At 56.0% G+C, this 12,746-nt stretch carries 8 protein-coding genes, 1 tRNA gene and 1 pseudogene; 2 read left to right on the top strand and 8 right to left on the bottom strand.

From position 1 onward, the window contains the following. Positions 1-23: 23 nt before the first annotated feature. The 6 genes from HH216_RS03075 to HH216_RS03050 form a co-directional block, all read right to left on the bottom strand. Entirely contained in the window at positions 24-1,079 is a 1,056-nt protein-coding gene (locus HH216_RS03075) for a SusE domain-containing protein (RefSeq protein ID WP_169549452.1), read from the bottom strand. A 13-nt stretch (positions 1,080-1,092) separates the two neighbouring features. Beyond that, entirely contained in the window at positions 1,093-2,682 is a 1,590-nt protein-coding gene (locus tag HH216_RS03070; RefSeq protein WP_169549451.1) for a RagB/SusD family nutrient uptake outer membrane protein, read from the bottom strand. A gap of 12 nt (positions 2,683-2,694) precedes the next feature. Then, positions 2,695-5,733 (bottom strand): SusC/RagA family TonB-linked outer membrane protein, encoded by a 3,039-nt coding sequence (locus HH216_RS03065; RefSeq protein WP_169549450.1) that lies wholly within the window; start codon positions 5,731-5,733, stop codon positions 2,695-2,697. A gap of 236 nt (positions 5,734-5,969) precedes the next feature. Beyond that, positions 5,970-7,004, bottom strand: coding sequence for a fatty acid desaturase (locus tag HH216_RS03060; RefSeq protein ID WP_169549449.1), 1,035 nt, complete (start codon positions 7,002-7,004; stop codon positions 5,970-5,972). Between the two features lie 130 nt (positions 7,005-7,134). After that, on the bottom strand, positions 7,135-7,599 hold the full coding sequence (locus HH216_RS03055) for a hypothetical protein (RefSeq protein WP_169549448.1): 465 nt from the start codon (positions 7,597-7,599) through the stop codon (positions 7,135-7,137). 48 nt (positions 7,600-7,647) lie between these two features. Continuing rightward, positions 7,648-7,878: a hypothetical protein gene (locus tag HH216_RS03050; RefSeq protein WP_169549447.1), complete on the bottom strand. Its 231-nt coding sequence runs from the start codon at positions 7,876-7,878 to the stop codon at positions 7,648-7,650. Positions 7,879-8,562: 684 nt separating this feature from the next. Between HH216_RS03050 and HH216_RS03045 the strand changes: the two genes are divergently transcribed. Next, entirely contained in the window at positions 8,563-8,751 is a 189-nt protein-coding gene (locus HH216_RS03045) for a hypothetical protein (RefSeq protein ID WP_169549446.1), read from the top strand. Positions 8,752-9,025: 274 nt separating this feature from the next. Here the strand turns inward: HH216_RS03045 and HH216_RS03040 are convergent, their stop codons facing one another. Both HH216_RS03040 and HH216_RS03035 read right to left on the bottom strand, forming a co-directional pair. Next, on the bottom strand, positions 9,026-10,813 hold the full coding sequence (locus HH216_RS03040) for an autotransporter outer membrane beta-barrel domain-containing protein (protein ID WP_169549445.1): 1,788 nt from the start codon (positions 10,811-10,813) through the stop codon (positions 9,026-9,028). Between the two features lie 213 nt (positions 10,814-11,026). Next, positions 11,027-11,099 (bottom strand) — tRNA-Thr (locus tag HH216_RS03035). A 127-nt stretch (positions 11,100-11,226) separates the two neighbouring features. On the opposite strand from HH216_RS03035, the pseudogene HH216_RS03030 reads away from it, so the two are divergent. Further along, positions 11,227-12,638 (top strand): annotated as a pseudogene (locus HH216_RS03030) (Gfo/Idh/MocA family protein). Positions 12,639-12,746: the final 108 nt, after the last annotated feature.

Genomic DNA, 12,746 nt, shown 5'->3' with positions numbered 1-12,746 from the left:
GGGATTTTTTTGTGCTATGAGAATTACTGCCGGATCAACCGATAGGTGTAGTTGCCGGGTTTGCTCAGGTCCAGTATGACGGTGTAGGTGCCAGCCGACGGTACGCTGATGTTGTCGCCGTTCAGGTCGAGCAGGCCGTCGGCGCTGGTGTCGCCGTAGTTGATGTCCCAAGCGCCGTTGGCCCGGAATTTAAGCACGTCTTTCGTCAGGGCTACGGTGCCGCGCCAAGTGCCGGTCGTCGCGTCGTAGGTCAGGGGTGTGTCGGCGTCCCAACCTTTGGGCGTTGCTGCACCGATCACCGACCAGGTGGTGGGCGTGAGGGTGTAAGTCAGTGCGTTCAGGTCGGCTTTCAGCAGGTAGTAGCCCGGCGTGGTCACGCTCAGGTTGCCCGCGCTACCTTCAGCCGATAGCTTGCCCGCTGCACCGGCCCCGTAGTTGGTACCGCTCCAGGCCGGTACGCTGGTGAGCTTGAATTCCGACGCGCCGGGGAAGTTGATGTACCCTTCGTATATTTTGTTGTTCGTCACCGACGATAGTTTCGGGGCCTGATCGGGTGCCCAGCCCTGATACGCACCCGGCACGTAGATCGACGGGTAGTAGATCACGACCAGATAAGGCGTACCTGTCAGCGTGGTCGACGCCGAGTAGGTCGGCATCGTCGTGGCGGCTGTCGTGCCGTTTAGTACCAGTTCAGCCCGGACGCGCGCTTCGACCTGTCCGGCGCTACCCGCTGGCAGACCCAGTCGGAGCAGGTTCTGATTCAGGTCGGCGACGGTGACGACGGCGCTGGTGCTGTTGCCCGCCGAAATCTCGACCGGTGCGGCAAAGTTGTTGCCCACTTTGTCGAGTTGAACGGTATACAGCGTTGCCGCCTGATAGCCGTATTGAGCCGGTGTCCAAGTGAAGGTAACGGCGTTCTGCGTCGACTGATCCGCCGATAACGACAGGCTGGTTGCGTTGCTGGTCAGCGTAACGGTACCGGATGGTTGCAGCACGACCCGGTCGTCGGGTTTTTCGCAGGCACTCAAACCGGCCAGTCCGAGGCCAATGAGTAGGATGGAGTTAAGCCAGAATTTCATAAGTGGTTGATGATTAATAGCCCGGACTTTGTTTGAGGTTGGGGTTGGCGATTAGGTCGGATGCTGGAATCGGGAAGATGCGCCGGTACGACTCGACACCCCGCCCCGCGCTGATGCCGCCTTTGAACGGCCACAGGTAGCTGGCGTCGGTGAAACGGCCGAAGCGAATCAGGTCGGTACGGCGGTAGCCTTCCCAGTACAGTTCTCGCGCCCGTTCGGACAGAATCGTGTCAAGGTTCAGCGTCGTCAGGTTGCCCGACGTGTTACCGTAGGCGCGTTGCCGCAGGGCGTTCACGTAGGTCAGGGCCGTGGCCAGATCACCGCCCGTGCCACCCCGCACGACGGCTTCCGCGTACATCAGGTATACGTCGGCCAGACGCAGCAGTGGGAAATCGGTGTCGACGAAGTCACCCGCCGGGTCGGAGCCTTTCGTGCCCGTTGAGGTGATGTTGGTGAACTTCGGAACGGCGTACCCGTCGGTGAACTGGTTGAGAATAGTCGTGATTTCCAGATTCTGTCCGTTGCTGTAGAAGATGGCCCGGCGGTCGGTAGCGCCTGTCGGGTCGGGAAACTGGTTGACCAGTGCTTTCGTAGTCCGCATCCCGGCCCAGCCGCTGTTAACGCCGTAGTTGGCTGCGTTCATCGACCCACCGATCGCACCGTGTACCAGGAAGGTCGTGCCGCCGTAGGTTTTGGTGTTCAGCCCGTCGAAGGCTACCGGCAGGATAATCTCCCGCGACCGGTTGTTGTCGGCTTTGAACAGGTTGCTGTAGGTCGGCTCCAGCGTGTATGCATTGGCACCGATCACCTGGCTGGCATAGGTAACGGCGTCGGTATTGCGGGCCGTGCCGGTGTAGACCTGCGCGTTGAGGTACAGCCGCGCCAGCAACGTCCAGGCAGCGGCTTTGTCGGCCCGGCCGTACTCGTTGGTGCGGGGTGCCAGCAGGTCGGCGTCGATGGCTTTCAGTTCCGATTCAATGTAGCTGAACAGCGCCTGCGCGTTGGTCTGCGTTGGCAGGAACGCGCCGGGTGCGTCGGTTTCGGTTACGAACGGGACGTTGCCACCGTACAGATCCAGCGCGTGCATATACGCCATTGCGCGCAGAAACCGGGCTTCGGCGCGGTAGGCGCGGATGTTCGTCAGTTCCTCGGGCGTGAATCCACGGCTACTGAGCCGGTCGTCGGTGGCTTCGCGGATAAACTCGTTGGTCTGCCCGACGACGTAGTAAATCCGGTTGTACATAGCCGTGACGTACTCGCTGCCGGAGGTCCAGCTCAGGTTGTGCAGATCCTGCACAGTACCGTCATTCCACGAAATAACCGCTTCGTCGGTGGTCAGCTCCTGCATCATCCAGTACTGCCGCACGTAGCTCGACAGTCCTTCGTCGATGTTGCTGATGTCGGGTCGGCCAGCTGGTCCGGCCTGCCCTGTCACGGCCAGCCCGGCGTAGAGTTTGGCCAGCACGGGCTTGTAGTTGGCGGCATTGGCATAGACCGACGCCGACGTAACGTCGTAGGTTGGTAGTCGGTCCAGGTCATTGACGCAGGCGCCCATCGTCAGGGCCAGCGCAACGGCAGGTAGGATCCGTTTGAAATAAGACATGATCGTTGATGATTAGAAGCTCAGGTTAACGCCCAGCGACACGATGCGCGGCCGGGGGTAGAAATTGTTGTCGATACCGCCCGCGATTTCCGGGTCGAGGCCCGTGTACTTCGTCAGCACAAACAGGTTTTGGCCCGTCAGGCTGGCCCGCAGCGGGTAGCGGTTGGCGATGATCTTACCGAAATCGTAGGCGACGTTGAGGTTGTCGAGCCGCAGAAAGCCCGCGTTTTCGAGGTAGTAATCCGAGAAGTACTGGTTGTTGACGAAGTTGGTCGTCAGCACGTTCGTCACCCCGTTGCCCAGGAAGCCCAGCGCGTTGGTAAAGTTGCGGTAGGCTCCGTTGTTCGACCGGGCGTTGTTATAGAGGTAGTTGCCGAAGTTGCCCCGCAGCACAAAACTGGCCGTCAGTTTCCGCAGTGTCAGTTGGGTCGTGAAGCCCAGCAGCACTTTCGGGTTGGCCGTATACGAGCGGTAGCGGTCATCAATCGTGATGCGTCCGTCGGCGTTGCGGTCTTCGTACAGCCCTTCCACCGGCTGCCCCTGAGCGTTGTACACCTGCCGAAGCAGGTAGAACGTGTTGGTCGGGTAACCCACCGTCTGAATCTGCACCGTGTTGCCCGTACCGCCCGAGATGGTTCCGACCAGAATACCCGGATCGTTCGGCGTCGGTACTTTCGACAGGTTGGTGATGCGGTTCTGGTTGTAGGTGATGTTGAAGCCGAGGTCGAGGTTTACGCCTTCGCGCCGGTAGGGCGTCCCCGTAATCTGAAACTCGACGCCCTTATTGGTCAGATTACCCACGTTGGTCAGAATCTGGTTTGTCAGGTTCGACCCGGCCGGTACGGGAATCGTCGCCAGCAGGTTGCTCGTGTTTTTCTGGTACAAATCCAGGCTACCCGTCAGCCGACCGTCGAAGAAGCCGAAGTCAAGCCCCGCGTTGATGGCTTCGGTCTGTTCCCACTTGATGTTGGCGTCGTATCCTTCGGCCCGCAGCGTGCGGTAGTAAGACCCGCCGAGCGGATACTGCGCCGTCAGGTCGCTGAGCGTGTAGCGCGGCAGGTAGGGGTAGTCGCTCAGGCCTGTGGGCAAATCCTGCTGCCCGGTAATGCCGTAGCCCGCCCGGAATTTGAGCAGCGTGAACGCTTTCGAATTCTTCAAAAACGACTCTTCCTTGATGTTCCAGGCGAAGGCCAGCGACGGAAACGTTCCCCAGCGGACGTTGGGCGCGAAGCGCGAAGTGGCATCTTCCCGCACGGTGGCCGTCAGCACGTAGCGATCTTTGAAGGTGTAGTTGACCCGGCCAAAAAACGCCAGTAGCGTATACTGCGTACGGAACGGCGTACCGGCGGCACTAACCGTATCGGTCAGTACGCCATTGACCGGGCGGGGTTCGGCCCGCAAGCTCGCGTACGAGGGTTCATCCCGGATGAAATCCTGGTACGAATACCCCGCCGTTACGTCGAGCCGACTGCTGATTTTCTTTAGATCGCGGACGTAGTTGAGGTAAAATTCCAGCGTCTTGTTATTGCGCGTCTGCGAATACTGCGTGATGCTACCGCCCTGATTGAACGACGCTGCTGCTGCGGCCGGTACCACGCTCTGCCCCGTTGTCGACGACAGATCGTAACCCAGGTTCAGGTTGGCCCGCAGGTCGCGCAGGAAGGGAAGCCGGTAGTTGAATACGGCGTTACCAAACGAACGGCGCACCGTGTTGTGGTCGTTGGTTTGCATCAGCAGGCCTACCGGGTTGCGCGTCGCTTGTGTGTTGATGACTGAGGTGCCGTCGGCGTTACGCGTCACCCACTCGAAGAAGCCGCCGTAGGGCGACCCTTCCTGATAAACGGGCTGCGTCGGGTCGAAGGAAATGGCCGCGCCGATAGCGCCCTGATTGGCGAATCGGTTCTTGATGATCGTGCCTTTCAGGTTGATATCGACCGACAGGTCATTGTTGAAGAACTTGGGCGACAGGCCGATAGCGCCCGAATACCGGTCGAAGTTCGACGTTTTGAGCACCCCGTTCTGGTTCAGATACCCCAGCGATACCCGGTACGGCACGTTTTTAAACGAACCCGTTCCGCTCATATCGATCTGACCGCTGACGGCCGGGCGGTAAATCTCCTTCTGCCAGTTGGTGTTGGCCGTCCCCAGCAGGGCTTTCTGCTCCGGCGTTGCCGCCAGCGTCGTGTTGTTGGTAACCAGATCGCGGAACTGATCGGCCGACAGCACCGGTACCAGCTTCGAATTAACCGACAGCGATCCCAGCGCATTGACGTTCAGGTGAAACTGGTCGCCCTGTCGTCCTTTTTTGGTCGTAATCAGAATGACGCCGTTGGCGGCCCGCGCCCCGTAGATAGCCGCAGCACTGGCATCTTTCAGCACCGTAAACGTTTCGATATCCTGCGGATTAATGAAACTCAGCGCGTTGGCGGCTCCCGATACCCCGTTGTTGTCGAGCGGCACCCCGTCGATTACGTACAGCGGGTCGTTGCTGGCGTTGAGTGACGAGCCACCCCGAATTCGGATCTGACTGCCCCCGCCGGGCTGTCCGCTGGGGGGCGTGATGCTGACCCCCGCCAGCTTACCCGCCAGCAGCTGCTCCGGGTTGACGATGTTGCCCTTCTGAAAATCGTTGGACGAAATGCTGGCAATGGCCCCCGTCACGTCCTGTCGACGTTGCGACCCGTAACCAACCACCACTACTTCCTGAAGCGACTTGGTGTCGTCGGCCAGCGTAACGTCGACCGTACTGCGATTGCCGACCGCCACGCTCTGCGACGTTTTGCCGATGAAGCTGAAAACCAGCGTTGCCGAGGTCGGCACGTTGGTCAGTTGGTACCCCCCGTCGACGGCGGTCTGCGCTCCGCGGGTGGTGCCCTGAATCTGCACCGTTACGCCCGGCAGTGCTGAGCCATCCGTTTCGCGCACCGTACCCGAAACGGTAATTCCCTGTGCCATAGCTGCCAGCGTGGCAAGCTGTAGCACCAATACCCAAACCAGGCTCATTCGCCACACGCCGATCCGCCTGTGGGAGCCTTTATACTGTTGTTTCATAGGTTTATTGTTGATGAAAAAACAAACGAAGCCAATCGGCTTCGTCCCCCGTCGATTAAGAAAAAGGTTTCAAAAGTACAAAAATCAACTTGTATTATGGGGTAACTATACTTTTAGGAAAGCAAAAAGTGATGGAATGGGGATAAATCGCAAAACCCCGCTCAGACCGATGCTGAGCGGGGTTTGTCAAAATAGTTTACAGGGAATCTGGTGCTACTGACCGTGATTACCAACACTTAGACGCGGGGCTGACTATCGGCAGCGGTGACGTATCTTTTGATGAAATCGGGTTTGCTGTCGCGGTACGAAGACACCATTCCGACTTTGTATAACCCGTAGATATACACCCAGGCCAGATCAAGCTGAAAGGGCAGAAAACCAGCGCGGGCACTGCTGGGATACAGGTGGTGATTGTTGTGCCATTCGCCAGCGAACAGGCCGGGACGCCATTGGTTGATCGACAAATTCCGGCGGTCGAAATCCACCCCGTCGACGTGCTGTTCTTCCCCTTTACCATGTCCGGTATAGTTGAACGCCCGCACGATTACGAACCAGAACAGTGCGCCCGTAAACAGCGCGCAGGCCAGACCGGGGCCCCCGATCAGGAAGAAGACGGTGTACCAAAACCCCCAGTTCATCAGCCACAGCCCAACCGTGTAGAGCGGTGACCCAACCGATCCCCAGCGCAGGTAGTCGGCGTAACTGTTGATACGGATGCCGGTATGCGCCAGAAAACCAGCGACACGACCGTAGTCCGTTTCCGACAGATTCTTGGCAATGGGTTGGTGGTTAACATCCGAAAGCAGGCAATACAGCAGCCCCCCACGGGCGTTGTAGGGGTCGCCCGGCTGATCTGACTTGGCGTGGTGAACGTGGTGCGACACCACGTAAATCTCTTCGGGAAACGTCTTGAGCACCAGATTCTGGGTAATGAATCGCCAGATCGGATGACTGAATGTGTACGCTTTGTGCGTGCCGTAGCGGTGAAACCAGATCGTAGCGTGCGTACTCATAATCACCATCCCGTACAGGATGCCAATACCAAGCAGTGAAAACGAAAAATACCGGGTGAACGCAATGATAGCGAAGGGCAGTAAACAAAGAATCATGAGCCAACTAATGGCCGGAATCCAGTTTTTACGGGTGGTGAGGATATTTACCCGCCTGAGCGCTTCCTGAAACAGCTGTCGATGGGTAGGAACGACTAAGTCGCCGGTGGGGGTGCGCCAGCCGTAGGAAGGCTCTTGCAGTACATTGTCGATAAATGGCATAAAGAACTAAGTGAGAGACGGACGGCGGAGTCTGGGCAGACGCAGCCTGATTAAGTTAAGTAACAGAAAGTTGCGGAGCGTAAACGTTGCTAAAAGTAGCTCGTCTGGTCGGTAAAACAACCACTGACAGTCAGATCGCCAGCAATAGCCTCGCCTGATCGACGGCCCGATGCAACTGATTGTGAAGATAAATACGCTGATCGTCGATGAAGAACGCGACGTCTCCATCGAATTCATTAGCGAAGGAACAGCCGTTGGCAAATCGACCCCAGCCTTCGTTGGCATACCGGTTTAGTCGATTCTGTGGCCATTGGCCCGGCCGGTCGGCGGCTACGTCAGGCAGGTGCCGATTCATCCAGTGTACGAGTGATGTAATGTCCTGAATTTTGCCGTTCACCCCGACACCCCGCATAAAGTCGACTCGATACCCCCGTGCTTCAACCTGGGTCAGCAGCGTGTCGACCCGGCCAATCAATTCGGCAAATGCGGTGCGCCAGCCCTGGTCATCGGTAGCATCAGCGGCAAGCGCTGGCGAACGAAACAGGGTATCAATGGCTGTCAGATCGTCAGCCGCCGGTTGTGGGTCAATGGGCATATGTTGTATACAGAGAAAGGTAATCAAGAACAATGGGAGGCTGCGAAGCTATTGGATGGCCCGGTCGGGGTAGATTGTGGCTGACGGCAGCACCGGGCATGGCGCGGGCTGACCGGCTCGCGAGAAAAGACGTACCCGCTGCATAAGTAGCCCCGGACGGGGCTGAGATGTCCGTAGTAACGGACGAAAAACCGGGCTGATGACCAGTTCATACTGATCAAGTAAAGCGGACAGGAACGCCTGAATAGTTGTTTTGACCTGAATGACGGACTGGTGCATTGAGTGAGGGGTTTACAGGCGAATTGGAGGAAAGCTGGTTGGGGAAGCGGAACCAGCTACTGAACAGGGGAGGGGGCGCTGGTCGCCAACTATAGGTAGTAGCTGGCCGATGGTGGTACGAATGGGCGCGTTGTGTTTCGCGGAACAAACGTTTGTTTCCCGGCGCGGGGCCCGGTAATCAGCTCACCAATGGTCGTGACTTGGTTAGTTATGCTGATCTGGTTTTGGACGGTGAAGCCAACCAACGTTTGGTGCGGGTGGGTGCTTCACTTATGCTGTGGGGAAACCGGCGAGCGAGGTGGATTGTCAGCCGGGATCAACTGGAAGTGTGGTCGACCGATGAACCGTTAGTCAGTATGCCGCCGGTCGGGTGTATATACTAAACTGGTTTACACGCCAAAAGATTACCCTGAATGCGATATATTTGCTGACAGCAGCCTGACAATGACGCGCTTCAAAACCGAATTGTCAGGTAAAAACAGGTAGTACAACGCTACAGGACGGTATTCAATCACCAGCTATGAGTAAACAGACCTTAGCAAATGAGCCTTGGCTTTTAATGATCTACCCGTTTAGGCGGGTTTATTTTGGTGAGGTTACGAGCCGATTAAACGAAATGGCGTCTGCTGGGGTTCAATAGAAGACGCGTTATCAACTTTACTCATTGAACTGCGTCTACTCTTCATGAAGCAATACACAGAAATTCCCGACACCAGCGATTCGGATTACTGGCAGATCAAAGTGACAGAGGGCCAATTGCGTAGCCAGACGTTTATACCTCGTGATAAAGCGCTTCACCATCGTCTGAAAACGCAGGCATGGGCGGCTATTCAGGCAGCCCAACCACGTCGGCGCCGGAATTCCAAAGAGTGAGCGTATTCCCTCGTTACGGTAGGAAAGGGGAATCAGGCTTCTTCTCAAAGCAACGGTAACGTGGCAACAGGGATATTGCGTGAACTGCAAAGCCGTAGTAGCCTGATCGCACCATATCGAACTATGGTACTCAGACAGTAGCAGTAGCTATAGACCTAAAAAGCCGCCTGGTAGTCCAGGCGGCTTTTTAGGTCTATAACCAGACGAGTTGATGTTGCTACTTGCGGGGCTAATAAAGTAGACGTGCAGCCATTCGAATGGCTGCACGTCTACTTTATTTCTTTTGCAGCAATTCGACCAGCATCCGTTCCAGTTTGTCGATACGCTCCTGCTGGCTAATACTATAAAGCGTCAACTCCTCGACTTTTTCCAGCAGCAGACTATTCATCTTCACCAGATCGACGCCCTCCTTCTTGACTTGCTCGGCCGAAGGAACGCCCGGTAGATGCCCCTGCTCACGCACGTAGCTCGCCACCTGACTCAGTGGCCGAAGTTGATAAGTTGGGCTGAACACTTTGTCGCTCCACTGACTAACGTCGCTGATGCGCAACTGGTAGCGGGCCTTAACTACATCGCCCTGCGGATTGACCGTCAGAAACTGGTCGGTAGCCAGCACCGACGGACTATTCGTGGTCAGGCTCGTCAGCCGCAACCCGCTCTGATCGGCCTGTGGGCTAACCACTTCCAGCCGGGTCGCTGGAGCCGACGTACCGATCCCCACGTTAGCCCCGTTGCCCAGAATCAGCGCATTGCTAACCGCCACCCGCGACTCCGCTCCGATCGCCGTGGCATTGTGCAGCCCGTCCTCCGCTTGGCTATTGTAGCCCATCAGCACGTTGTCGCTCCCGTCGGTAATGGCCGTGCCGGACATTGGCCCAACGATGATATTGTTGCTACCGGTCGTTACATTGTAACCCGCTTGGAAGCCGAAAAAAGTGTTGTTAGCACCGCTGGTCGTATTGTAGCCAGCGTTATAACCCACTAGTGTGTTGGCAGAACTAGTGAGGTTGTACCCAGCCTGATAACCTGCGATTGTATTCTGTGAACCGGTCTGATTGTTGTACCCTGCGCCACTACCAGAATAACTGTTATACATGCCAGCGGAGTTGCTAAGACCTGCACCTGTACCCATGAAGGTATTGTTACTGCCGGTAGTATTGTTCAATCCAGCATAATAGCCGACAAAACTATTGGCGCTACCGGTAGTGTTGAGGGATCCCACATTATAGCCCATAAAGCTATTCTGACTACCAGAAGCATTGTTGTTACCTGCTCCATAGCCAACAAAACTGTTGTAGTTACCAGTTGAGTTGATTGCGCCTGCATAAGTTCCGACAAATGTGTTGGAACTACCGGTGGTATTATTGTATCCGGCACTGTATCCTAGGAAGCTATTGTTGCTACCGGTGGTATTGCTGTATCCCGCTTGGGTGCCAATGAAACTGTTGTTATTACCGTCCGCATTCCTATATCCAGCATTGTGACCTACGAAGCTGTTGAAAGAACCATTGTTGTTACTTGCCCCCGCGTAAGCGCCTACGAAGCTGTTGTTTTGTCCAGTAGTGTTGCCGCGCCCTGCGTAGAAGCCTAGAAAACTATTACCACCACCAGTTGTATTGCCAAAACCTGTCTGAAAGCCCACAAAACTATTTTGGGTACCAACGGTATTGCTATATCCCGACCCATATCCCACAAAACTATTATTGTCACCTGTCGTATTACGATAGCCAGCATTGCTACCCAGAAAAACGTTGAAATTACCCGTAGTGTTACCGGCTCCTGCAAAGCTTCCTATAAAGTTATTGTAGCTACCAACGTTATTATTGGAGCCGGCACTGATGCCCACGAAACTGTTGTTGACACCAATAGTATTGTTGGCCCCTGCATCAACGCCTACAAAGCTATTTTGACTACCACTAGTGATGGCGGTGCCAGCTCTGGGGCCTATCAACGTATTATTTTGACCGGGTGACGAGGCATTGGCCATATTAACCACGTAGTTAGTCTGCGCTTGCAGGGAACTATAAGCCATACTCAACAACAAAAAGTAGAAGGACTTCATCGATGCTTAATTAAGTAACGGATAAATGAAAGTGGTTAAATATACTCATGTAATGCCGGTCTACTAAAGCGACGAGCAGGTTAAATGTGCCAAACACAGTTCATTATGCCTGTGTAACTGACAAGGGGAGAAGAAAAGCGAGCGATAGATAATTTGCAGGCTCGTGCAAGAAGACAACAAAAAAGCCGCTCAGATGATCTGAGCGGCTTTTTGAGCCTCCTACGGGATTCGAACCTGCGACCTACGCATTACGAATGCGTCGCTCTACCAGCTGAGCTAAGGAGGCCTTTGCTGTTTTGAGGTGCAAATATAATGTGCTAGCCGATAGTTACGCAACTGGTGCCACTCTTTTTTTCAATGCAATCGGTTACATAAATCTGATTAGATTCTGTATGTCGCTGTCTTTAAGAAGCATGACACACAAACCGACAACCGTTAGCCGCCGGTCATTTCTCGACCTGGCCGCCAAAGGAACGCTGGCATCGTCCGCGCTCATCAGTGGATTCCCGACCATCGTTCCGGCGTCGGTGTTTGGTAAAAATGCACCGTCAAACCGGATCAACGTAGCGGCCATCGGTACGGGCCGTATCTCGCGGGGGCACGATATACCCGGCGTTTGGCAGTACGACAACGCCCGAATCATGGCCGTATGTGACCTCGACAGCCAACGCGCAGAAGATGCCAAACGACTGGTTAACGAGTACTATACGAAGAAAACAGGTAAGGATTACGACGGGGTGCGGGTCTACACCGACTACCGCGACTTGCTGACAAACAAAGACATCGACGCCGTAATTGTCAGCACGCCCGATCACTGGCACGCGCCGATGGTGGTCGATGCAGTGCGGGCGAAGAAAGACGTGTATATGCAGAAGCCCGCGTCGCTGACCGTTGCCGAAGGACGCATGATGGCCGACGCCGTGAAGCAGTCGGGGCAGATTGTGCAGGTGGGGAGTCAGCAGCGGTCGTCGCCCCAGTTTCGGTACGCGGCCGAGCTGATTCGGAACGGGCGCATCGGGCAGCTCAAAACGGTGTACGTCGGCCTGCCCGGCGACCCATCGGGCGATGAAGAGCCGCAGATGCCTATTCCCAAAAACCTGAACTACGACATGTGGCTCGGCACCACGCCAGAGGTGTACTACACCGAAAAGCGGGTGCATCCGCAGATGGGCTACGACCGGCCCGGCTGGCTGCGCTGCGAACAGTTTGGCGCGGGTATGATTACCGGCTGGGGGTCGCACCATATCGACTGCGCGCACTGGGCCATGAACACCGAACATTCCGGCCCCGTCGAAATCTGGGGTAAGGCCGACTTTCCCAAGTCGGGCCTTTGGGACGTTCACGGCATCTTCCGTACCGAAGCGATGTACGACAACGGTGTCCACATGATCGTCAGCAACGAGATTCCGAACGGCATTCGCTTCGAGGGTACCGACGGCTGGATTTTCGTGTCGCGGGGGATGCAGCCGTCACGTCCAGTGATCCAACGGCGAAACAGCAACTGGCTAAAAAACTCGACGCCAGCGATCCGAAACTGCTCACGTCAGTGATTGGGCCAAACGAAATTCACCTGCCAGTCAGCAATGAGCACCACGGCAACTGGCTGGAAAGCGTCGTCAGTCGGAAGGAGCCGATAGCGCCGGTCGAAGTTGGGCACCGCTCGTGTTCGGCCTGCCTGCTGCACCACGCGGCCATGAAACTCAACCGGCGGTTGTACTGGGACCCGAAAAAAGAGCAGTTTAAAAACGACGCGGAAGCCAACGCGATGCTGTCGCGTCCGCAGCGCAAGGCGTATGCGATCAAAGCCGTTGCCAGTTCCCGCTAATTCCCCCACCGTTTATATGACTGGTTGATTACGTTGTATCCGACCGCTTCTAGCTGTCGGAGCCGCGTCAGCGGCTAATCAGGCAATCGCACTTAGCCTACGGCTCCG

The sequence above is a fragment of the Spirosoma rhododendri genome, assembly GCF_012849055.1.
In the GTDB taxonomy this organism is placed as follows: Bacteria; Bacteroidota; Bacteroidia; order Cytophagales; family Spirosomataceae; genus Spirosoma; species Spirosoma rhododendri.
This window is presented reverse-complemented; position numbering and strand designations above follow the sequence as displayed.

Bases quoted from the DNA above. Each gene is read 5' to 3' on its own strand.
- HH216_RS03075 (WP_169549452.1), bottom strand. From the start codon at position 1,079: ATGAAATTCTGGCTTAACTCCATCCTACTCATTGGCCTCGGACTGGCC.
- HH216_RS03070 (WP_169549451.1), bottom strand. From the start codon at position 2,682: ATGTCTTATTTCAAACGGATCCTACCTGCCGTTGCGCTGGCCCTGACG.
- HH216_RS03065 (WP_169549450.1), bottom strand. From the start codon at position 5,733: ATGAAACAACAGTATAAAGGCTCCCACAGGCGGATCGGCGTGTGGCGA.
- HH216_RS03060 (WP_169549449.1), bottom strand. From the start codon at position 7,004: ATGCCATTTATCGACAATGTACTGCAAGAGCCTTCCTACGGCTGGCGC.
- HH216_RS03055 (WP_169549448.1), bottom strand. From the start codon at position 7,599: ATGCCCATTGACCCACAACCGGCGGCTGACGATCTGACAGCCATTGAT.
- HH216_RS03050 (WP_169549447.1), bottom strand. From the start codon at position 7,878: ATGCACCAGTCCGTCATTCAGGTCAAAACAACTATTCAGGCGTTCCTG.
- HH216_RS03045 (WP_169549446.1), top strand. From the start codon at position 8,563: ATGAAGCAATACACAGAAATTCCCGACACCAGCGATTCGGATTACTGG.
- HH216_RS03040 (WP_169549445.1), bottom strand. From the start codon at position 10,813: ATGAAGTCCTTCTACTTTTTGTTGTTGAGTATGGCTTATAGTTCCCTG.